The 23,590-nt window shown below is 39.1% G+C and carries 18 protein-coding genes and 1 pseudogene; 5 read left to right on the plus strand and 14 right to left on the minus strand.

Annotated features, from left to right (window positions below; translation table 11 throughout):
• Window positions 1-6 precede the first annotated feature (6 nt).
• Window positions 7-360 carry a PepSY domain-containing protein gene (locus IGL28_RS11790; RefSeq protein ID WP_002317104.1) on the plus strand — a complete coding sequence of 118 codons (354 nt, stop codon included), beginning with the start codon at window positions 7-9 and terminating at the stop codon, window positions 358-360.
• Window positions 361-530: 170 nt separating this feature from the next.
• Window positions 531-1,487, plus strand: coding sequence for a glycosyltransferase family 2 protein (locus tag IGL28_RS11795; RefSeq protein ID WP_002317103.1), 957 nt, complete (start codon window positions 531-533; stop codon window positions 1,485-1,487).
• Between the two features lie 75 nt (window positions 1,488-1,562).
• On the opposite strand, the gene IGL28_RS11800 is transcribed toward IGL28_RS11795, so the two are convergent.
• Entirely contained in the window at window positions 1,563-3,020 is a 1,458-nt protein-coding gene (locus IGL28_RS11800) for an NAD-dependent succinate-semialdehyde dehydrogenase (RefSeq protein WP_010737042.1), read from the minus strand.
• A 295-nt stretch (window positions 3,021-3,315) separates the two neighbouring features.
• On the opposite strand from IGL28_RS11800, the gene IGL28_RS11805 reads away from it, so the two are divergent.
• Window positions 3,316-4,194, plus strand: coding sequence for a cation diffusion facilitator family transporter (locus IGL28_RS11805; RefSeq protein WP_081128800.1), 879 nt, complete (start codon window positions 3,316-3,318; stop codon window positions 4,192-4,194).
• Window positions 4,195-4,258: 64 nt separating this feature from the next.
• On the opposite strand, the gene IGL28_RS11810 is transcribed toward IGL28_RS11805, so the two are convergent.
• The 6 genes and pseudogenes from IGL28_RS11810 to IGL28_RS11835 form a co-directional block, all read right to left on the minus strand.
• Complete coding sequence (locus IGL28_RS11810) at window positions 4,259-6,130, minus strand: glycosyltransferase (protein WP_081128802.1); 1,872 nt, start codon at window positions 6,128-6,130, stop codon at window positions 4,259-4,261.
• A gap of 189 nt (window positions 6,131-6,319) precedes the next feature.
• Window positions 6,320-7,624 (minus strand): glycosyltransferase family 2 protein, encoded by a 1,305-nt coding sequence (locus IGL28_RS11815; protein ID WP_438843961.1) that lies wholly within the window; start codon window positions 7,622-7,624, stop codon window positions 6,320-6,322.
• Window positions 7,624-8,133, minus strand: a complete 510-nt coding sequence (locus IGL28_RS11820) for a hypothetical protein (RefSeq protein WP_081128804.1) — start codon at window positions 8,131-8,133, stop codon at window positions 7,624-7,626. The genes IGL28_RS11815 and IGL28_RS11820 overlap by 1 nt, the downstream gene beginning before the upstream one ends.
• A 293-nt stretch (window positions 8,134-8,426) precedes the next feature.
• A pseudogene (locus IGL28_RS11825) lies at window positions 8,427-10,561 on the minus strand (HelD family protein).
• Between the two features lie 75 nt (window positions 10,562-10,636).
• Window positions 10,637-12,292, minus strand: a complete 1,656-nt coding sequence (locus IGL28_RS11830; protein WP_081128808.1) for an FAD-dependent oxidoreductase — start codon at window positions 12,290-12,292, stop codon at window positions 10,637-10,639.
• Window positions 12,293-12,604 (minus strand): rhodanese-like domain-containing protein, encoded by a 312-nt coding sequence (locus IGL28_RS11835; RefSeq protein WP_010720955.1) that lies wholly within the window; start codon window positions 12,602-12,604, stop codon window positions 12,293-12,295.
• A gap of 171 nt (window positions 12,605-12,775) precedes the next feature.
• Here IGL28_RS11835 and IGL28_RS11840 point away from each other — a divergent pair, with 171 nt between their 5' ends.
• On the plus strand, window positions 12,776-13,036 hold the full coding sequence (locus IGL28_RS11840; RefSeq protein ID WP_010737033.1) for a metal-sensitive transcriptional regulator: 261 nt from the start codon (window positions 12,776-12,778) through the stop codon (window positions 13,034-13,036).
• Between the two features lie 12 nt (window positions 13,037-13,048).
• Window positions 13,049-13,360, plus strand: a complete 312-nt coding sequence (locus tag IGL28_RS11845) for a DsrE family protein (RefSeq protein WP_010720957.1) — start codon at window positions 13,049-13,051, stop codon at window positions 13,358-13,360.
• 141 nt (window positions 13,361-13,501) lie between these two features.
• Here the strand turns inward: IGL28_RS11845 and IGL28_RS11850 are convergent, their stop codons facing one another.
• The 7 genes from IGL28_RS11850 to IGL28_RS11880 all read right to left on the minus strand — a co-directional run bounded on the left by IGL28_RS11850 (window position 13,502) and on the right by IGL28_RS11880 (window position 23,574).
• Window positions 13,502-14,050, minus strand: a complete 549-nt coding sequence (locus IGL28_RS11850) for a CDP-alcohol phosphatidyltransferase family protein (protein WP_081128810.1) — start codon at window positions 14,048-14,050, stop codon at window positions 13,502-13,504.
• A 203-nt stretch (window positions 14,051-14,253) separates the two neighbouring features.
• On the minus strand, window positions 14,254-16,152 hold the full coding sequence (locus IGL28_RS11855) for an endonuclease MutS2 (protein ID WP_081128812.1): 1,899 nt from the start codon (window positions 16,150-16,152) through the stop codon (window positions 14,254-14,256).
• A 512-nt stretch (window positions 16,153-16,664) separates the two neighbouring features.
• Complete coding sequence (locus tag IGL28_RS11860; RefSeq protein ID WP_010720960.1) at window positions 16,665-17,381, minus strand: MIP/aquaporin family protein; 717 nt, start codon at window positions 17,379-17,381, stop codon at window positions 16,665-16,667.
• The gene (gene glpO / locus IGL28_RS11865; RefSeq protein ID WP_081128814.1) at window positions 17,382-19,205 is read right to left on the minus strand and encodes a type 1 glycerol-3-phosphate oxidase; all 1,824 of its coding nucleotides are present in this window, start codon (window positions 19,203-19,205) and stop codon (window positions 17,382-17,384) included.
• A 14-nt stretch (window positions 19,206-19,219) separates the two neighbouring features.
• A complete protein-coding gene (glpK, locus tag IGL28_RS11870; protein WP_438843962.1) occupies window positions 19,220-20,716 on the minus strand; it encodes a glycerol kinase GlpK in 1,497 nt (498 codons plus the stop codon).
• 112 nt (window positions 20,717-20,828) lie between these two features.
• On the minus strand, window positions 20,829-22,289 hold the full coding sequence (locus IGL28_RS11875; RefSeq protein ID WP_053766217.1) for a helix-turn-helix domain-containing protein: 1,461 nt from the start codon (window positions 22,287-22,289) through the stop codon (window positions 20,829-20,831).
• Entirely contained in the window at window positions 22,279-23,574 is a 1,296-nt protein-coding gene (locus tag IGL28_RS11880) for an FAD-dependent oxidoreductase (RefSeq protein ID WP_081128816.1), read from the minus strand. The genes IGL28_RS11875 and IGL28_RS11880 overlap by 11 nt, the downstream gene beginning before the upstream one ends.
• Window positions 23,575-23,590 lie beyond the last annotated feature (16 nt).

Here is a 23,590-nt window from a genome sequence, read left to right on the forward strand (position 1 = left end):
AGACGTATGTATTCTGAAGAATGTGAGTCAAATAATTTTAAAAACGGTCTTGCTATAGGTATCGGACTTGGTTTAATCAGTGGCATCACTTCAATGGTTTTGTATCAACGTAAGAAAACGTTATCAGCCGATCAAGTCTTAGAACAAGTCAAAGAATCATTCTTAAAAGAAGGCTCCATCGAGGGGTCTTGGATCTCATTTGAAAAAGAACCGACTAGAAAATTTGCGATTCATTCCAAAGCTTATCGTGGAGGGATTTCCCGCCTGGAAGATGGCGAAATCATTTGCTACGAATTTTTAGCGGATGCGTATACCGGCACCGTGTTAGAGATTTCAAGAAAAAAGAATGAGTTGATTTAATAAAGCGAACCTCAGCTATCACCATGAACATAAAAATAGTGGTTTTATACGGGGCTTTTTACAATAGAAACAAAAAGAAGTGAAAATTCTCTCTAGGTACTAGCATTTAAGAATTTGATACAGTATTCTTAATAGAGATTTTGTTTTCTATGATTTAAGGAGAGTGAAAAATGGAACAACAAGAGAAAATTGCTGTTCTGATTCCTTGTTATAATGAAGAAGCGACGATTTCAACAGTCATTGCAGACTTTAGACGAGAATTACCGGAAGCAGAGATTTACGTATATGACAACAATTCGACTGATACCACCTATGAACTTGCCGTGGCGTGTGGTGCAATCGTCAAAAAAGAACCAAGACAAGGGAAAGGAAACGTCATTCGGCAAATGTTTTTTGATATTGATGCAGATTACTATCTCATGGTGGATGGTGATGATACCTATCCTGCCGAAGCGGTGCATGGATTACTGGATAAACTTCGCTCAGGTGAAGCGGATATGGTAATTGGTGACCGACTTTCAAATGGGACTTACTTTGACGAAAACAAACGTCCGTTTCATGATTTTGGGAATAATTTAGTGAAAAACACAATCACACGATTATATAAAACAAAAATACGAGACGTCATGACAGGTTATCGAGGATTTAATCGTATTTTTGTCAAAAGTTTCCCGATCATGAGTTCCGGATTCCAAATCGAAACTGAGCTGACGATCCATGCCTTAGACAAAAAATTCAAATTGGTCGAATTGCCGATCGATTACCGAGACCGTCCAGAAGGCAGTGAATCGAAACTGAATACATTTTCTGATGGATTTAAAGTGATCATGATGATCGTTAAAATGTGGAAAGACTACAAACCATTGATGTTTTTTGGCATCTGGACCTTTTTCTTTTTTGTATTCGGCTTATTTGCCGGTGTTCCAGTGATCCGAGAGTATATGCTGACTCACTTTATCACACGGGTACCTTCTGCTATTTTAAGTACCGGATTGATGATCCTTGCCTTACTTTCATTAGTTACTGGGTTGATTTTAGATACTGTTGTAACGAATGCCAAAAAAGAATATGAACTAAATCTCTATCATGTCTATCATGAATGTCGAAAGCAAGAACAACAGAAATAACGTAGAAATAACCAAAGAAACTAGCTGGGAAGAATCTAGCTTCTTTGGTTATTTTTTTGCTTTTTGATACGCTAGTTATTTAGCTGTCCGAATCGTCACAAACTTCGCTACTACATATTCTTCCACACCGTAAGTTCCATTTTCCCGACCAAAGCCTGAATGCTTGACCCCTCCAAATGGCGTAGCTGAATTTGAAATAGCTGTATCATTGACACCGACCATCCCATATTGGAGTTTTTGGCTAACATTCGCGATCGTGTGGATATTCGTTGCGAAGAAGTAAGAAGCTAACCCAAAGATGGTATCATTGGCGTCTTTGATCACTTCTTCTTCTTCCTTAAACGCAATCAACGGAATCACTGGTCCAAAGGTTTCTTGATAAAAGATGTCCATTTCCTTCGTGACACCGTCCAAAACAGTGGGTTCAAAGAAATAGCCATGCGCATACTCGCCTTCTGTCAGTCGTTGCCCACCTGCTAAAATCTTGGCTCCTTTATCTACGGCATCTTTGATTTGTTCTTCTACCTTTTCCACACCTTCTTGATTAATCAAAGGACCTGTCGTTGGATCATCTAAGCCATTACCAACGGATACTTGTTTGATTTTTTCGACGATCAATTTCGTAGCTTCTTCTTTGATTGCTTCATGAAGAAAAATTCGATTAGGCGACGTACATACTTGTCCGTTATTGATGAATTTTGTTTTGATCAATTGATCCGTTGCTAATTCTAAATCTGCATCTGGAAAAATAATCAACGGCGCATGTCCGCCTAGTTCCATGGAAACTTTTTTCAACGTTGATGCTGCTTGTTTATTTAAGATTTGTCCTACTTCTGTCGAACCAGTGAAAGTGATTTTTTGCACGTCTTCTGATTCGGTTAGAATTTTACCGATCGTTGAGGAGTCTCCAGTCACGATATTGACGACCCCTGGAGGAAAGCCAGCTTGATCAAAAAGCTCCATTAACGCCAATGCAGAAAGCGGTGTCGCTTTTGCTGGTTTTAAGATAACCGTGCAGCCAGCCGCGATTGCTGGAGATATCTTACGGATAATCATATTGGATGGAAAGTTCCAAGGAGTGATTGCACCTACTACTCCAACTGGTTCTTTGCGTACTTGCCATTCATTGGTTGCCGGAGAAGGAATGATCTCGCCTAAGATTCTTTGCCCTTCGGCAGCATTCCACCGCAAATTTTCAACATTCGTGTTGATTTCTGAAGCAGCTTGTTTGAGTGGCTTTCCTTGTTCCATCGTCATGATCGTAGCTAAACGTTCACTGTCTTCTTCCACTAGATCTGCCATCTTGTTCATTAATTTTGCCCGTTGAGCAGGAGAAGTTTTTGACCACTCTTCAAATGCTTTCTTAGCGGCTTTGATTGCTTCGTGGGTTTCACTTTCTCCACCTTTTTGAACATTCGCTAAGGTTTCACCTGTTGCAGGGTTAATCACCTCGAAGGTACCTTCTGTTCCTGTCTGCCATTTGCCATTGATATAAAGACGAGTTTCGACTTTTGGTAAATCTCTTTTTGCCATGTGTCTCTTTCCTCCTTCTTATTCGGTACAAATCTACCCTAACACGGTTAAATTTAAAGCTCAAAGCATACGCATCAGATGACTTTTCTGCTTTCTGCTTTTAGCTCATCACTGAATCTACTGCAGGTGTCATCATAGCTGAAACCCGTTTGATTCGCTGCTCCTATCGATTCAGTTAAGTTCGGGATAGTTCCAAATTTCGCCTATCCAAAACCATTATATTTTCCACACTTTTAGTGATTTTATTCGAAAATATTATAAGATAATAAAATACTTTATGTTGGAGTGAAAATGTGTGAACAAAGACAGATATAAACAATTGAAACAAGCAGAATTAGGTGCAATCATCAGTATTGTCGCTTATATCGTAGTCTCGATACTGAAGTTGACTATCGGGAATCTCGCAAATTCTGAAGCGTTAAGAGCAGATGGCTTAAACAATTTTACGGATATCCTAGCTTCAGTTGCTGTATTGATTGGTTTGAGAATCTCACGCAAACCTGCAGACACTGAACATCGCTATGGTCACTGGAAAGCCGAAAATATTGCGAGTTTAATCACTTCGTTTATTATGTTATTGGTTGGTCTGGAAGTCTTGTACTCTTCGATTCTCTCGATTACTGACAAAAAAATGGAATCACCTGATATGACCGCAGCCATTGTGGGGATTGTCTCAGCGCTGATCATGTACGGGGTTTATCTCTTTAATAAAAAATTAGCCACGAAAGTCAATAGTCCAGGTTTACTAGCTGCTGCGAAAGATAATCTTAGTGACGCATGGACAAGTATCGGTACAGCTGTGGCTGTATTTGCAGCCTCCTTCAATTTAGGTTGGTTGGACAGTGTCGCTGCAATCGTCGTCGGTTTATTGATTTTAAAAACAGCGATTGACATCTTTAGAGAAAGCTCCTTTTCTTTATCCGATGGGTTTGATCAAAAAAAATTAGAGCGCTACAAACAAGCGGTCAATAATATCCCTGAAGTCCAAAGCGTGAAAAGTATCAAAGGGCGTACTTATGGTTCCAATACTTATGTAGATATCACTGTTACCATGGACCCTAATTTGACTGTCAAAGAAAGTCATGATATTTCTGATTTGATTGAACACACTTTATTTGAACAATTTCAAGTTCACGAAACGGACGTTCATGTCGAGCCTGTGGAGAAGTCTTGAATAGCTGATAAAAAATGAAAAAAGAATCATTCGCTTTTTTGAAAAGCGAGTGATTCTTCTTTTTTTAGCTTTCTACTAAATCATCTTCCATATCAAACTCTAATTGTTTGGCAGCATTCAGCTGGTCACTATAATAACTCGCTAGTTCTTCCGCTGATTGTGGGGTCAAATCTTCGAATGAGAAAGTGGTGTAAGCTTCCTGTGTTTCTCGACACACTGAAGTAATCTGCAACCCTTGTTGTTGATCAACAAATATATAGTTTTCTCCCGGAATGAATGATTCCCCGCCAGTTCTGATCCGAAAGCCATTAAAACTCATTTGATACATCTCAAAGATTTTCGAATCATAGGATAACTGACGATTGACTGTGATACTTAATGCTTCACTGTCACTTTCGATATCTCGGTTTTTACCGATCGTGATGGCATAAAACAAGCCATAAAGATTATAGACTGACCATACTAACGTAACAATATAACCAAATTCATAGCCTTCCCCACGAATCAATCGGTAAAGAGCAATGATACAAGCAAAAAGAATCCAGCAAAAAAGAACGATATGCGGGAACACCGTACGCCAATCAAATGCGTTACTCCCGACAATTTCTTTTTTCGTTACGTTGAATTTCTTTTGTGGTTTGAAAAATTCTTTTAATAATGCTCCTGTGTGGATCGGTGCCACAAAGCAATCATAAATGTGAGAACTCGTTAGATTTCTTATTTTAGGCACGTATAACCTAAAGGATAAGGTGATCATAACAAACGGCGGTAAAAAGAATAGTAACAATTGATGGTTGTTACTTCTTACAATAAAAATATCAAAAACCATAAACAGCGTAGGAGCTAATAAAAAAATAATTTTTTGGAAAGAAGTAAACCAATACAAATAAGAGTTGTAATAACATAATTTTTGCATCAATGACAACCCTTTTAACTTTCGTGGCTTGAAGTGGTCAAAAATCTGCTTCGTACCTTGTGCCCAACGCGAGCGTTGGGAAGCTAGTTCTTTCGCTGTATAAGGAGTAATTCCCAATGCATAAGCCTTGTTGATAAAGAGGGTCTCGTAACCGGCATTTTGTAACAACATCCCTGTCGCCATGTCTTCTGTAATACTATTCGTTGGAACCCCACCGATTTCTTCTAAAGCACTTCTTCTAATAATTGCATTTGTCCCGATATGGATCAGGGCATTTTCTCGAGAAAGAGCTGGCTCCAAAAAGCGCATAAATAATTCTTGCTCATTATAAAAGGAATTTCTTAAAAGCTGAAATGGATCTTTATTATAGAAGGTTTGAGGATATTGAACGAGTGCCATTTTAGGATTTTTGAAATAATTAACGGCTTCAAAAATGATATTTTTTTTGACAATAAAATCTGCATCCAATAGTAGTACGAGGTCACTAGTCGTTTGTGAGAGTGCATAGTTGATGTTGCCAGCTTTCGCATGCTCATTGCCCTCTCGTGATAAATAACCGATGGAAAAACGTTCTGCCATCTCTTTTAATTCCTCACGATGACCGTCATCGCAAATATATATTTTTTTATTGGGATATCGTAACGCTTTGACAGCCAAAGCCGTGGCGATCACTAATTTACTATTTTCGTTATACGTACAAATAAACGCCGCAACACTTGGTTGAAAACTCTCGTCATAGGCCTCATAGAGATGTTCATTTGACAATTTATTCGAAAATAGGTAAATAAAAAAACCGTAGACAAATAACCCGATAAATTCTGCAATGTAAAGAATGATCCCAAATATTAAAGAAACAGAACTATCTATTGGTATGGTATAAAACAAACGCCATATCAAATAAACAACTAAAAAAGTAATCGTGATCTTTGAAAAAAGTTGTTTGACAAAATCATATTTTTTTGCCAACAAATACAACAATATAATTATTAAAAACAACCCCGTCAGATAGTACAATTCCATATTATCTCCTCCTTTATGTTTATATTAAACATTATAATGGTTATTATAAAAAACAGTTAGTAAACGGTTTCTCTGAATCATTTAGCTGTTTTTTTAAGATCATTTAGTTATGCACCAAAAAAAACTGTAGTAAAAGACGGCTTTCGTCTTCTGCTACAGTCACTTGTTTGCTAGTCTTTTTCAGTTGCATCATTCACTTTTTCGTTCTGGACTTTTCCATGTGCCGCTTCCGTATCCTAAAATCGTTTTGATTGCTGGGATAAAGGTCGTCATGATAGTGATCGCATTGACCATCCAGAATAACAACATATACAATGGGGCAAGTAACATATATTTCAATTTTCTTCCTTGATCGTCTACCACCAAAGATGCAATCAGTTGAATGATGCCTGAGATCATTTCGAAGCAAACAAACAGAAAACTAATCGTCAATGTCCGATAGATTTGTTCAAAATTTCCTTGATAAAGATAAATACCCATTAAAATAATAAAAACGAAAAATGAAATACAAAAGAACAACGACCAAATAATACTAAAAGTTTGATCAATAAACATGAACGTCCTGCCGATATTTTCAAAAGGATGGAAGAGGACTTTTTTAAAATTCGTCAACCAGACTTCCGTCCCCCCTTTTGCCCAACGTTTTCTCTGACGATAAAGCATCGGCAAACTTACTGGAACTTCCATAAAAAATATGATGGTTGGCGCAAACACCGAGATCCAGCCATTCAACTGATGATCCCACGCAATACTGATATCTTCTGTTGCCCGATCTTGACGAAAGCCGCCAACATCGATCAATGCGTCTTTTCGATACATGGTATTTGCCCCACTGTACGCATAAAGACCGCCAAGTACACCTGCTTGTGTTCGTTTGATGATCCCTACGATGCTCGAAAATTCAACAGTCTGGGATTTTCCAAGTAAAGACGTACGATTTTTCACGTCCATATTGGCAGTAACAGCAGAGATATTTCTACCACCAGGGCGAATAAAGTAATTCACATAATTTGACAAAGCATCTGGTTCAGGTACCGTATCCGCATCATTGCTTAAGATCAACCGACCTTTGGCAAAAGCCATCCCAATATCAAATGCGTGAGCTTTCCCCTTATTTTTATCAATGCGGATCACTCGTAATTTGGGGTATTTTTTTTGTAAACGAGCTAATATTGCTGGGGTTTCGTCAGTTGAACCATCATCTGTCACTAACACTTCATAATTCCCATAATTGATTTTTGTCATTAAATAATCGATTGTGTCTTCAATCACCACTTCTTCATTGTGGGCCGGTACCATGATCGTGATAAACGGTTCGACCTCTGTCGGAATCTCCGCCCAATCAATGTGCTTATATTTAAATAAAAACGAATAGCATAATACCCCAATAAACCATGCAAAACTGCCAAGGATTGGATAAGAAACAAGGATAAAATAAATGATCGTAGCTACAAAATCCAGTAGTTCATTACCTGTATGAATGACTCTGACCATTAGAGTTCGACCCCCTCATTTTTGTAGAGGTTTTCGATCAAATCTTTTTCAAGATTTTGCTCTTCTGATACTACGTAATAGCAAACCGCTTCACGCTCTTCCTTAGGTCCAAAGCGCATGCTGAATTCCGTTTCTAAAATATCTCGACGCTTTTCTAATTTTTCTTCATCATACATTTTTTCACTTCTTAGCATCGTTTGGTAACGACGATTATTCCAACGAGTCATGAATAAGAATAAAAGAACAAAGCCTAAAAAAGCAACCGCTAAAAATAGCAACAAAAAAGAAAACGTTTTTCGTTCTTCCGGAAACGAATGCCATTGTAATCCTCTCCCTTTCATTGAAGCCCGAAACGAAATAATTACCCAGACGAATGGAAAAATCACGCCACACCATCCTAGAATCGCAACAATCCATTGCTTGATTTTTAACCGTCGATTTCCTTTGGCAAAAAACTTATCCTTAATCAAAAGAGTTGCTACTTCTTCACGTTTTATTCGAGTATTCATTTTTCTCCCACCTTTAAAAAATAAATTTAGTCCCCTTTTATAAAAACCTTTACATTTTTTGATGATGACAGCTAGACGAACAATTCATCAAAATGACCAACTAGACCTTACTTATACTTTACTTTTATTGTGTTTATTTAATTTTGTTTATTTAATAGTAGCTTGTTTCTTGAAATATGTATGAGATTTGATCTTGACGTTAAGGTTTTCTTAATAAATTAAAATAACTAAAATAATAAAAATATAAAACAAGTTATCTTAGCGAGTCTCACTAAAGATAACTTGTTTTTTCTCTATTGATCTGTTACCAAAGAAATAACGACAGTTTTCATTGCTCGAGATATAGCCGTGTACATTTGCCTTCTTTCACGTGGTGTGTTCGGTTCAGCTGTTAGATAAATCAGTACGTGATCAAATTCGAGTCCTTTAGAAAGACTCAACGGGCGTACTTGGATGTTCAGCTGGTTGTTCCGCTCTACTTTTTGCTGTAACATCGTGGCTTGCTGTTCTTCCAATGTAATGACTGTTAATTGTTCACCCGTGTGCTGTTGTCGTTCATTGACCTGACTGAGCCACTGATCGAAAGTCGCTGCAGCCACAAATTCCGGCTCTTCCCCATAAGGACGAACGGGAACAATAGCGATCTTTTCTTTTTCCCCTGAATATTGGGTAAAGAGAGTCGTGATTGCCCCGCTTGAACGATAACTATTCAATAAATCATATCTCGTCACAGATCGTCCAGCCGTTGAAAAATAGCTTTCAATTGCTTCAAAAGAAGTCGTGGAATTAAAAATCCCCTGATTTTCATCTCCTACGAATGTAAAACGAGCGTTGGGGAATACGTTTAACAAGAGCAAAAGTTGCGCACTCGTATAATCTTGGACCTCATCGATCAACACGAACTTTTTGACTTGGGTGATTTTTTCGATCAGCAGATGGCGTACATGCAAACGTGCGACGGCTTCATCTAATGTACAAGGAGTTGTTCGCTGATACTTATTCCCAGTATAACTTTGATAAATCTCCTCAAATAAAAATTGTTCATCGACCCATGCCATCTGTTTGATTTGTTTCGTTACTGTTCGATATTTTCTTTGAAGCAATTGTTTGCCATAACTGACTAATTTTTCTGGCGATTCATCGGTGATCAACTGTTGGAAATACTGTTGTTGCATCTCTTCTGGTAAGGATAATAATTGATCTTTAATGGCGTCACTACCTGCTTGTTTCAGCAATTGCTTTTCCCAGTAGCGCAACAATCGGTCTTTAGTCGCTTGAAGTTTTTCTCTTAGATTCGGGTAATCGGGCGTGCTATCATAGATTTTTTTGATCACTTCTTTTGAGATCACGATTTTTTCCTTCTTTTTGATGGCTAAAAAGCAATCAGCCTGTTCAGTAAACAAGGAAATCGCTTGCTCGATCTGCTTCATAAATGCCTGACTTCTGAGAACTGCTGTCTGGTCATCCATATCCGTCTGCGTAATCCGATGAAAATAAGCTTTTCTGACTCAACATTCCCTAAAAAAAGTTGATCCACCAACTGAAGCATCGTGACATTCAACGGATTTTTTTCACCTAACGAAGGTAATACCTTACCGATATAATCAATAAATTGATGGTTTGGTGACAAAATCAGCAAATCATCCGCAGAAAGTTGGTTTCGGTATTGATAAAGCAAATAAGCAATTCGCTGCATGATCGTTGAGGTTTTCCCACTGCCTGCAACGCCATTGACTAAGATATTTTGGCTTGTAGTGTCTCGGATGATCGTATTTTGTTCGGATTGGATCGTAGCCGTGATTGCCTTCATCTCTGACGTCTCACTTTGTTCTAAAGCATCAAGTAAGACATCATCTTGGATTGCTACCGAGGTGTCAAAAAAGTGGAGCAATTGATCTTTTTTGATGATAAATTGACGTCGCTCATGGATCATTACCTCGATTTGGTTTTGATTCACTAAATAAGAAGAATGACCTAAATCGTTGTTATAAAAAAGAGAAGCAATCGGCGAACGCCAATCATAAACCAAGGTTTCATCCTCATCATTAGTAAAGTTAGCCGTCCCAATATAAAAAGCTTCGTGACTGTTTTTTCCTTGTGCTTCTTCCTCTAAAAAATCAATTTCGATCTTCCCAAAATAGGGACTCATCAATAGCCGTTCGATTTTTTTCAAAGTCTCATTAGCTGATTGGATCTTGAGATTCAATTGATCGATTTCGCGATTTTTCATCTCAATCAGTGAATACGTATCAAGATTGTCTAAATAACTATCAAAATTGATCCGAATATCTTCGGACATCGTTTGTAGAGAGTCCCGACCGTACGCACTGGTTTCTTGTAATAGTTGCTGATACTCTTCCTGCTTTTCTAGTAATTGCCGATAAACTGACGCTAGATAGGCTTCTTCTAAATTTCGTGTGTTGACCATACACATTCTCCTTTGATTCGAAGTAGTAGAACTAACCAGTCTAGCGCCATTTTACTAAGAATGCAAGGCAAAGCTCTATTTTTCTGGATAAATCAAGTCTTCTGGACGAACAGCGTGATACAAAGCAAAGGCGCCATCGAGATTTTGGACATGAAAGCCTGCTTGTTTCAAGATACGTTCTGCTAAGTAACTACGCAGTCCACTATGACAGCTGACAATGTATTCTTTCTCATGGTCTAATTCCGCCAATCGACAGCGTAAATCATTTAAAGGAATATTCAGCGCATCTTTAAAAGCACCGTTTTGCAACTCGCCTTCATTACGAACATCGAGTAAGATTTTTCCTTGTGCAAGTGCTTCTGGCAATTCATGCCATTGGATCGTCTCGCTTAGCCCTTCTGCGACATTCATGGCCACATATCCCAACATGTTCACTGGATCTTTCGCAGAACCAAAAGGTGGCGCATAGGTAAATTCTAATTCCGGTAAATCAAAAATCGTTAGTTGTCCTTTGATGGCTGTGGCTAAACTATCGATTCGTTTATCAACACCTTTGGCACCGACTCCTTGTGCACCATAGATTTCACCTGTCTTAGGATGAAAGATCAGTTTTAACAAAATATCTGTAGCTTCAGGATAGTAACTAGCATGGTCTTTCCCAGAAACATGGACTACTGAGAAAGGTAAGTTGGCTTGTTGGGCCATTCTTTCTGTTAATCCAGTAGAAGCGGCAGCAAGGTCAAAGACCCGCACAATTGACGTACCAAGACTTCCTCGATTGTTACGAACGATTCCCGCTATATTATCTGCTGCTTGTCGCCCTTGACGGTTAGCAGGAGAAGCAAGAGAAATCAATGCATCGGCACCTGTAATTTGTTGTTTGACAACGATGGCATCTCCCACCGCATAGATGGAAGGATCACTTGTTTGGTAGTGTTCATTGACTACGATCCCCCCACGCAGTCCCGTTTCAAGTCCAGCCATTTTTGCCAATGTACTGTCTGGCTGAACGCCTACTGAGAGGATCGTTAAATCAGAATCGATCGTTGTGCCATCATCCAAGCGTAACTGCTTGCCACCATGTTCAAAAGCAGTGACAGAACATTTTGTTTGGACATGGACGCCTTGTTTAATGAGTTCATTTTGGATATGCACCGCCATTTCTTCATCTAAAGAAGGCAGGACATGTGGTGCCAGTTCCACAATTGAAACTGCCAGTCCACGTTTTTTTAAATTCTCTGCCATTTCCAATCCAATAAAACCTGCCCCTACTACGACAGCTTTTTTGGGTTGTTCCTCAAGAGCATTCATTACCAAATCAATATCCGGTACATTTCTAACAGTATAAACATTTTTGGCTTCTGCTAATCCTGAAATAGCTGGTCTGACTGGTTTTGCCCCTGGGGAAAGAAGCAACACATCATAACTTTCCTGCCATTTTTTCCCGTCAGATAAAACTTCAACTTTCTTTTCATCTGGATAAACGGCTGTGACTTCATGATTGGGACGCACATCTAATTGAAAACGTGCAGCCAATGATTCTGGTGTTTGTACCAAAAGATTCTCTCTCTCGCTGATCTCACCAGAGAGATAATAAGGTAACCCGCAATTGGCAAATGAGACATACGGTCCTTTTTCAAACACGACGATTTCAGCATCTTCTTTTAAACGACGTAATCTAGTGGCAGCAGACATCCCACCTGCTACCCCGCCGACAATAACAATTTTCATTTATTTCCCTCCTACTGTTGGTTCAAACCATTGATTCATTCCACCACGTACATTGATAACATCATACCCCATTTTCTTCAACTCTTTCGTAGCTTGTTTGCTCCGCATTCCCGATTGACAGATGACATAGACAGGCGCTTCTTGTTTTCCTTTGAAACTTAGAATACGTTGAAGTGGAATATTTTTCGCTTGTCTGATATGCCCCCCTTGGTATTCTGCTGGTGTTCTTACATCGATCAACTGAATAGAACCATTCAATTTTTCTTTTAATTCCGCTGTTGAGATTGATTTGACTGTTTGAAATAGTGACATCTTGATTTCCACCTTTTTTATTTTTTATAAATACCTTACGGGGTATATTCAACACAAAAAAGAGAGAATTGTCAACTATTCAAATTCTAGCTTTTTTAAATCGACATAATTATTTACAAAATATACCTACATAGGGTATCATCTCACTAGAAGCATAAAGGAGGTTTTCAAATGGAAATCAATGACAAGAACATCATCAATCGACTAAAACGAACAGAAGGACAAATTCGCGGCATCCAAAAGATGATTGAAGAAGAGAAAGACTGTATGGCAATTATCACACAATTAAGTGCCGTTCGTTCTAGCATTGATCGTGTCATGGGAATGATCGTGGCAGAAAACTTAAAAGACTGTTTGGAGCATCCAGAAAACAGCGCAGAAGAGCAAGCCAAAAAAATGGAACAAGCAATCAACTTGATCATCAAAAAATAAGGAGAGACTCAAATGAAAGTTGTTTTTCATATCGATGAAACGAGAAAGTGGCATGAAACGATGAATAACGTCAAGAACCTATTGAAAATCGCTCCTGAAACGACGATTGTGGTTAGTGTCAACGGTGAAGGCATCACCGGCTACCTTGATCCAGCAAATGAAGAATTTCTTGCTTTAGGGGTTACCTTCCACGCTTGTGCGAATGCGCTACGTGGCAATCATATCAGTACAGAATCCTTGCCTGAAAAAGTCATCGTGGTACCAGCTGGTATTTTAGACCTCATTGAATTACAAGAAAAAGGCTATGCTTATATCAAACCTTAAGACTACTAGCTTCGAGAGTTAAGCAAGGTTCTCCTACAGAATTTAAAACAATGAGCGGAAATCCATCCCCTCATCAAGTAAAAGAACTCAAACCACTTCCTTGGTTTGAGTTCTTTTATTTGTATTTGAGACATTACTCTCTTAATTCAATAGTTTATGATATTCACGGATATACAAAATGAAGGATTGAAGCAAGCTATAAGTGATCAATCCAAAGATCCAATTGACCCAGACCGCCGAAAGATCGGGAAACAACAGTAAAAGCACCATGCCTGCGTAAATGACCGCAGTTGCTAATTTCCCATACCATTTTGCTCCATCTAATTTCACATTTTTTCTCAATCCAATGATACCAGCAAAAAACATGAACCCTTCTTTGATCAGAAATAAACCGAATATCCACCAAATCATCGGTCGATACCAAGCCATGGAAAGGATCAAGACCAGTTGCGTCAACTTGTCTGCCACTGGATCTAATAATTTCCCCAATTCCGTGATTTGGTTGAACTTACGAGCAATAAATCCATCTAAAAAGTCAGTGATTCCTGATAGAGCAATCAAGATACCGGCAAGCATAAACGATTGCTCTAAAACAAAGTAAAAATAAAACGGCAAAAGAATCACACGAAAAATTGATAAGAGATTAGGGATCGTTCCTATTTCTTTTCGCCAATTCGAAGTCAGTTTCATCCATGACATCTCCCTAAATAAACTTTGTTCCATTTTAACCTAAATCGGTACAAGTGCCAATTTTTTCCCGTTGTCTAAAGTCATGAGTAACACTCCAATTTAGCTATTCGCATACTTGGATCGTAAAAACTACTGGAACGACTGTCGAAAAAAGACGAGAGCTATTGGCTATTCCTCTTTAAAACAATGTCTTCATTTAACCCCTAGTCTCTTTTTTCTCGTCGTTCTTTAGCTTCTTTGGCTAATTTTTTATGCGCTTTTTTCGATCCTCGCGCTAGATCTCTTTGCCATTTTCTAGTTTGAAAGTCTGTAAACAAATGGTCTAATTCATAACCGACTGGATATAACTTTTCTGCTGACATCTTTAACGTGAGACGTTTTCGTGGGACATTGATTAACTCTTTATCCAAGAAAATCGTAACCGTTTCTTCTGCTGTATCTTCATAAACTAAGGCTTCTTGTTGGTGGACCGCAGAATATACTCGATCCCCTTTCGAAAATTGCTGCACTTGTGTTTTCGTCCTAGGCACGTTTACTTTCGTTGTCTGAAACACTTTTTTGGTTGTCCGATAAGCTTTATGCTGGATATAATATTGGGCTTGTTCGATCAAGGTTTGCGACATGTTCATTTTTTGAGCGATCCATAGCGCTTGGCTTTCTCCTGTTTCCCCCACTTGAAGAAGGTATTTAGGTTTCAATGCTTCTTTATCAAATGCCATTGCGGCTGGAATAAAATCTTCATGATCATTCGCAAATTTTTTGATTTCGCCATAATGAGTAGTTGCAACGATCAATGCCCCTTGTTCATACATGGCTTCCATGATAGCAACTGCTAGCGCTGCTCCTTCATTAGGTTCTGTGCCACTGCCGATCTCGTCAAGTAATACAAGGGTATTTCTGCTCACCTTGCGTAACATCTCGGCAATATTTTGCATATGACCAGAAAACGTACTTAACGCATTCTCGATCGTTTGCTGATCCCCAATATCCACAAAAATCTCATCGAAAACAGCTAGCTCTGTTCCTTCGGCCGCCGGAACTTGTAAACCAAACATCGCCATCAATGTTAATAACCCGACTGTTTTTAATACGACGGTCTTACCACCTGCATTCGCTCCAGTGATCACTAATCCTCGATAGTCATTACCAAGTTCAAAGTCTAACGGAACAGCTTTCCCTTGAATCAGCGGATGCCTCCCTTGTTTGATCTTGATGTATTCTGATTGATTGATCCGTGGTGTCACACCATGGATTTCGCGACTATATTTCCCTCTGGCGAAAATGATATCTAACCTAGTGATCGTTTCGATGATCAAATCGATTGCTTGTTCTTGTTCTGCTAAAGCACCAGTCAAATAAGCTAAAACTTGATATTCTTCTGCTATTTCTTCTGCTTTTAACAATTGATAATTCATACTTGCTTTTTCCACAGCCGTTGGTTCGATAAAGACGGTCGTTCCTTTATTTGACTGTTCAACAATCGTGCCTGGCACTTTGTTTTTATAACTAGCTTTGATTGGGATCGTATAGTGATCGCCTTTTTGAACAATCATTGATTCTTGGATCATTTCTTTGTTATGCGGATGTCTTAGAAACTTTAAAAGACGATCCTGGATTTCTTTTTCTGTTAATTGTAATTGTTTTCTTACTTTTCGTAAATTTCGTGAGGCCTCATCACTCACTTTTTGGTTCTTGATTTGTTGATAGATCAACTCTTCGACCATCGACAAATCAGGCATATTCTTACTATACACATGCAACAAGGGTGTTTGATATTGATTTTTTTCAAAAAAACGCCGGATCATTCGACTACTTCTTAAAAAATCTGCATACTCGATCAATTCAGTTGGTGTCAGTAAAAAGCCTTTTTTCACTTGGGAAGTCAACGCATCAATCCGTGTCAATCCCATAAAGGGAACGTGTTGCTGACTTTCTAAGATTTGTCGCGCTTCTTTTGTTTCTTCTTGGCGATTTTTGACTGTCTGTAGATTAGTTTGCGGGGTCATTTCTTCGATACGCTTTTTGCTATATTGTCCAATAGCTCGTTTTTTCACTTCTTCTTTGATTTGATTAAATTGTAATTTATCGATTGTTTGTTTCATATTCTCTCCTTTTTTGAAGAGATACCTGTCCTAAAATAAATAAGACCTAGGAAAAATAAAAAGATGAGGAACATCTCAAATAAGACGCGCCCCATCCCTCATTAATAGAATTGTTGGTTATGAAATGACAGGTATCATCTATAAGCATGCCAAATAAGCTTACGGCTCTATTGGCTATTCAACTTACTACGTTAGATACCTGCTACACTCATCAAAATACCTCATTCATCTAGGTTTTATTTATTTTCAAATTCACTATAGCAAGTTTAGCTGTCACTGTCAATCAATAACGAGAGCCCTTTATTTCACTCTGGTTAGTTCAATCAAGACCCATGAACAAATCTAAAAAAATTTTCTGGTTGTCAGCAAAGCACCCCGTTGATTTTGCGATCTTCAATAACCCATTTTTTAAAGCGCTGCTCTTTGTCAAGTGCTAAAAAACGGTAAAATAGAAGACCTATTTTACCGTTTTCTATATTATTTATTAAGGAATAACACACTTTATCGCTTTTTTATACCATCAACATGTACATGCCCACAGCCACGACAGCTCCGACCATTGGCGCTACTACTGGTATCCATGAATAGCCCCAGTCTGAGTTTCCTTTGTTTGCAATTGGTAGAATCGCATGGGTCAGACGTGGACCTAGGTCACGAGCTGGGTTGATCGCATAGCCAGTTGGTCCACCTAGGGAAAGACCGATTGCTAAGATCAAACCTCCGACAGCAAAGACATTCGTACCATCGGCAAATGAGTTTTGTCCAAACGCTAATAATCCTAGTACTAAAACGAAAGTACCGATCAACTCGGTGATAAAGTTCGCTGGATAATTTCGAATGGCAGGACCTGTCGCAAATGTGCCTAAAATTGCGCCTTGGTCTTTTGTCACACTCCAATGTGGTAAATACGTCAACCAAACTAAAACAGCACCGACGATCGCACCTAACATTTGCGCAATAATAAACGGAATCACTAGGTTCCAGCCAATTGCACCGGTCATCGCCATCGCTAAAGATACGGCTGGATTCAAATGAGCAGGTCCCATAAATCCGGAAATATAGACAGCCATTGTAACGGCTAGTCCCCAACCAAAAGCAATCACGATCCAACCAGAAGCTTGGGCTTTACTCTTGTTCAAGTTAACCGCAGCACATACCCCATCACCAAGTAAAACTAAAATCATCGTACCAATAAATTCTCCCATGATCTGCGTCATTTCTGCACTCATCTATTTTTCCCCCTTCAATTCACGTAGATCCGACTCTGCGATCAATTCTTCTAAATGAGCTTCTTGACGCTTCTTCTCTTCTGCTGACCAAGCGAAGTAAGACGCAATGGCATCAATGATCGGCTGTTTGATTGCATCAAGTTGATCACGTTCAAACAACAAGTGATTCGTGCGGCGAATCAAGTAGTCGCCTGGTGCTAATACCATTTCTTCTTCTAACCCATAACGTAAACGAGCAGATTCAGCTAAACTTAGTCCTTCATACGGTGTCATTTCTTTTGCCAAAGCAAAAATCTTTTTCGCATTGGTTCCATAAAAATCTGCAATGTATTTTGCATCAGCTTCTGCTAAACCAGATTCAACTCCGATTTTTGTCAATTCTTCCACAGTTTCCTCCAGTTTCGTTGGATCAAAATCTCCACCGGAAACGGGATAATGTTTCGAATCGATTTCTTTTACTGACATCCGGTAGTCATCTTTCAACAACTGGCGGATTAATTTTAGTGCGCCCTCTGCCATCTTACGGTAGTCTGTGATCTTCCCACCTGATAGTGTCACCAAACCATCCGATTCACGTTCTAATGAGCTACCTCGAGAAATCGAAGAAGGGGCTTTTTCATCACGGCTGTTTTCTAAATGATTCAATACATCCTCTACTTCTAACCGAGAAGCCTTGTTTTCTTTATATTCAGTAACCGTATCAATGACTTTACTAAAGCTTTTATCTGAAATAGAGCCGTTGTCGCCACCATTATAGTCAGAACCAGAATTACCGATCAATAATGGTCGTAACCCTGCCCAACTTGATTCGATGTCTGCGAGGGTGATGTTTGCATCTGGGTAACGATGATTAATGACATCTAATAAATAGTCCACATCTTCTTGCGTTACTTTTGGATCCGTATAGTCCCCTTGATAGTCCGTATCTGTCGTTCCAAAATACGTTTTATTTTCTCGTGGAATGGCAAAAACCATTCGGCCATCTTGTTTGCCCGTGTCAAAATATGTTGGTTGTGGAACAGGCAGTTTTTTAGCATCTACGACTAAATGAACACCTTTGGTTGGTCGCATCTTAGGTGATACTGCACGTTTGAAATTCAAGTTACGGATTTTATCGACCCATGGACCACTTGTGTTGATCACTATTTTTGCGTGGATCTCCACGACTTGATCCGTTAGCAGATCACGTGCTTTGACACCCACGATTTGATCTCCTTCATATAAAAAGCCAATCGCTTTCATTTTACTTACTAGGTAAGCACCATCTTCTGCTGCTTTTTTGATGTTATCGATCACTAAACGTGAATCATTGTTCCGAAAATCTAGATAAACGCCAGCGCCCTTTAACCCTTCTTTTTTCAAAAATGGTTCTCGTTCTAACACTTCTTCTGGCGTCAACGTATAGTTTTCATATTTTGTTCCAGTCACATTTGCCAATTTATCGTAGAGATCCATTGCCACTTTGACTGAAAACATATTAAATGTCGTTGCCCCCTCATCTTCATAGATCGGTAGTAACATTGGATCAGGTTTTGGAATGTGCGGTGCAATACCTTGGACCACCGCTCGTTCGCCTACAGTATCTGCTACAACTTCGACGTCAAAAGTTTTAAGATAACGAATCCCTCCGTGTACTAATTTTGTGGAGCGTGAAGAAGTACCTTCTGCAAAGTCTTGCATTTCGATTAGCCCCGTTTTGATTCCTGATGCTGCGGCTTGAAGCGCCACACCAGCCCCTGTGATACCGCCGCCAATAATCAGCAGATCCAACTTTTCGTGTTGCATTTTTTCAATACTTTCTTGTCTTGTTCCTCTTGAAAACATGACATTCCCTCCCTTTACTCAAATGCTTGTGTTGCTACTACCGCTTTTTTCCAACCGCCATATAATTTTTCTCTACGTTCTTCAGGCATCTCTACTTCAAACATCTTGCCCGCTTCATAAAATTCTCTGATTTCATCTGTATCTTTCCAAAAACCAACCGCTAAACCAGCTAGAAATGCCGCACCTAATGCCGTAGTTTCCAGATTTTCTGCTCGTTGGATCGGAATATTTAAAATATCTGTCTGAAATTGCATCAAATATTCATTATTCGCTGCTCCTCCATCGACCTTCAAGACTGGAATTTTGATCCCTGTGTCTTCTTGCATCGTATCAATGATATCTCTTACTTGGTATGCAATCGATTGTAAGGTTGCTTTGATAATGTCTTCTTTGGTCGTCCCACGTGTCAACCCAAACATCGAACCTCTCGCAGCTTGATCCCAATAAGGTGCCCCTAACCCAACAAATGCTGGCACGACATAGACTTCATCCTCACTTGTGGAACGTTTTGCTGCCTCTTCGGAATCACTTGCTTTTTGTAACATTTGTAACCCATCTCGCAACCATTGGATGGAAGAACCGGCTACGAAAATGCTCCCTTCCAGTGCATAGTAAACCTTGCCATTGATTCCATAACCAATCGTCGTTAATAGATTGTTCTTGGATAGTTGTGGTTCTTCCCCAGTATTCATGACGATAAATGATCCTGTACCATACGTATTTTTGACCATTCCAGGTTCAAAAGCCATTTGTCCAAACAAAGCAGCTTGCTGGTCACCAGCCATCCCAGAAATCGGCACTTCACTTCCATAGAAATGATACCCTTGTGTATAACCATAAATTTCTGAATTAGAAGTCGGTTTTGGCAGCATTGCTCGAGGAATGTTCAAAAGATCAAGGATTTCCTGATCCCAATCAAGATCGTGAATATTAAACAACATCGTCCGACTTGCATTGGAATAATCCGTCACATGTGCTTGACCGTCTGTTAATTTCCATACCAGCCATGAATCGATCGTACCAAAAAGCAATTCGCCTTTTTCAGCACGTTCTTGCGCTCCCTCTACATGGTCAAGAATCCAACGTATTTTTGTAGCAGAAAAATAGGCATCAATCACTAAACCTGTTTTTTTATGGAAAAAGTCTTGGTAGCCTTCCTTTTTTAAATTATCAGCAATTGATGCAGATTGACGAGATTGCCAGACCACAGCATGATAAATCGGACGTCCAGTATCTTTTTCCCAGATCACCGTCGTTTCACGTTGGTTAGTGATCCCGATGCCTGCAATTTGATTCGGTTTGATCCCAGATTCAATGAATGCCCCTGCAATGACCGACTGTACGGAGTTCCAGATTTCATTCGCATCATGTTCCACCCAGCTCTCTTTAGGAAAATATTGCGTGAATTCTTTTTGTGAACTACCGATATGTCTACCTTTTTTGTCATAAATAATTGCTCGTGAACTTGTCGTTCCTTGGTCAATCTCCATGATGTATGTTGATTCTGTCATTCTGATCTCCTCCATTATCTGCAAACGCTTTCTAAATTTATCTTTATCTTACACCGTTTCATTTTTTAGAAACTGCCAAAAAAACATTTATTTTCTGTTTTTTTGACAGTTTTTAATTTTTTGCTTTTTTTTCTTCTTCGATTTTTTGCTTTAACCTTGCGATATCATAGCTTGAAGCAAACTCTGATAAATAATAATAATTTTGATGAGGATCTTCTTGATTAAATGTGATCACTAAATCATACTTTTTTCCTGGTCGTCGATTTTCAATCTCAATCCCACTGATTCCTTTTAACTCTCTTAACAAAAATTGTTGAAATGCCACTCGATAAATCGGTAATGTTTCAATATCGATTCCGATAGTGACCGATTTCGCAATATAAAAATCGATCATCATAAGAATATTGGCATACTGAATCATGAGATAACTTAAAGCAGCTTCTTCACCTTGTTTAGCAGGTAGTTGTGTCAGCGTTGTTTCTTTCAATCGTTCGAGTAATTGACTAAGGGAGCGGCCTAACATCTTTTTCTGTTGTTGCAAGAGATGTTCTGGCTCATAGATCATCATGACTCCTCGAAAAAAATAAAACTCATTATCGATTTGAGCTAATTGATAACCGACTGCTTTTTCTTCCTTGATCTTCAACTTTCGTGGACGATAGTGCCACAACATCGTTTCTCTAATGTACGTATCTAATACAGCTGTTGGTAATTTTTTGCTTCGGGTTAAATCATATTGATAAAAATGTTCTTCTGATAACACAGCAAACGAGACAAAAAAACTGTAAAACATCAAAGGCTCATAGCCACTGATCTCAGCAGCTGTCCGACTTAAATAAAGTGAAATGACCGGATCAAGTGCTTGATACAAACGATCCTTTTGGTAAAGTATTTTCTTTTCTTTCAATGTAGCAAACGTCGTTTTTTCACTCAATAGCCGTTTACGAGTGATCCCCAGCCAGCAGGCGATTTTACTAGCTGACTCTTGAGAGAATGTCGTTTCTAAGGCTCGCTCCAATCCTAAAATAAGTGGCGCTTTATCAGGCGTCTGTTGTAAAAAAAGGGGACGTTGTGATTCAGAGATAAATTGGAATAACACATAGTAGAAATAACGAACTTGCAATTCCTCGCCATAGAGTTGGCCATTTTTGATTTGTAGAGAAAATTCTTGCAGTAACTGATTCAATTCTTTGATCTTACGAAAGACAGAAGATTCGCTGATATTAAAAGCTGTCGCTAGACGAACGATCGATGCTTGGTGATGTTCTAATAAATAAACAAGCAGATTGAATTTCAAGCTTTGTTGAACTAAGAATAGAATGATTTTTTCTAAGCTGACATCTTCAGCCAACTCTAATGTGACTTGAAATTCATTTCTTTTGATTGCTACTTTCTTCCCCATCATCCTACCGATCATTGGGATTTCTGCTATATATTGATCAAATGATGTTTTAGAAAGATTGACTTGTTCCCTTAATTGATTCGTGCCTACAGTTCCACCATGCAACACCATTTCCCTAAGAATCAACACTTGCAACTGCTCTTTTTTCTCTAATAATTGTTCAATCTTCATCGAGCGTATCAACCACCTTTATCAATTGAAGCGGCAACCGATATTCTGGCTGGAAGAATAACTCCCGTTCGAATAATTTCTCTAACGTCCAGCCTTCCTCGATAGCGAGAGTGAATCGATCCAATAAATCGAATATCTCTCCACGACTTCGCAACTGCGCACCAAGTAATTGTCCCTTTTCATTGCACATCACTTTGATTTTCGCCGTTTCACTATTGATCGCAGCTAAGCGGGCAAGCAAATATGTTTTACGGACAGTCTGCGGATAAAAAATACTTTCTTCTTCCGTTAGCCCGACACTTCCCAGAAAATAACCAAACCAATGATTTCCAATTGCTCGGTAGGTTCCCGGATCTTTCGTACGTTTGCCACTAATCGTTTGACTGACCACTTGTGCCGTACGTAGTGCATTATTGACCAAAGAGACATACATTTTTTCTTGAGTCGGTTGGAACGTCACTTGGATCGCATCACCGATTGCATAAATATCCTTCGCTGACGTCTGCAAATACTCATCGACCCAAATCGTACCATCTTCATTTAGCTTCAACTGATCTTGCCAGAGATGATGGTCTGGACGCGTGTGATTCGCTAGCAGAACTAAATCATAGCTTTCTGTTTTTTGATCCGTCACTACGACCACTTGCTCGTTTTCTTCGAGCGTTTGCACTTGTTCATTCAAAAACAATTGGATATGCCGTTGCAATAACTCATGTGTTAACGGTTGAACCATTTCGGAATCGAAATAACGGAACAACAATGTTGGTCGACTTTCATAGAGATGGATTTCTTTTTGCTGATGATATAACCCTTCTGCTAATTCAAGTCCTACTTGTCCCGCACCAATCACAGCAATCTTTTGTGCCTTCGCAAGACTTTGTTCCAAAGATTCTTTTAAGTGGATATCTTTAACAGAACGGATCTGCGTACTTTTGTTTCCATTTTTGAATTGCTGACTCGAACCCGTTGCAATCACCAATGTATCAAAAGTAAGCTGTCGCCCATTTTGGATAAACACAGTCTTCGTGGCTATTTCAAGTGAAACGACTTCCGTGCGTACTTGCACATCAATTGCGTATAGCGCTTGCAATTCTTCCTTAGTCAACCAATAAAGTTGCTCTTTATTTGTGAGTTGCTTTTTTAACAGTAAATTGAGTCCACTCGGTATAAACCCAATCTTGTCCTGTTTTTCCAAAAGTATGATTTCACTGTCAGGACAACTTTTTCGCAAAGAAATTGCTGCATAGATCCCCGCAAAAGAACCACCAATGATCACGATCCTCATCCATTTCCCTCTTTTC

Source organism: Enterococcus sp. AZ077 (assembly GCF_051714965.1).
In the GTDB taxonomy this organism is placed as follows: domain Bacteria; phylum Bacillota; class Bacilli; order Lactobacillales; family Enterococcaceae; genus Enterococcus_B; species Enterococcus_B hirae.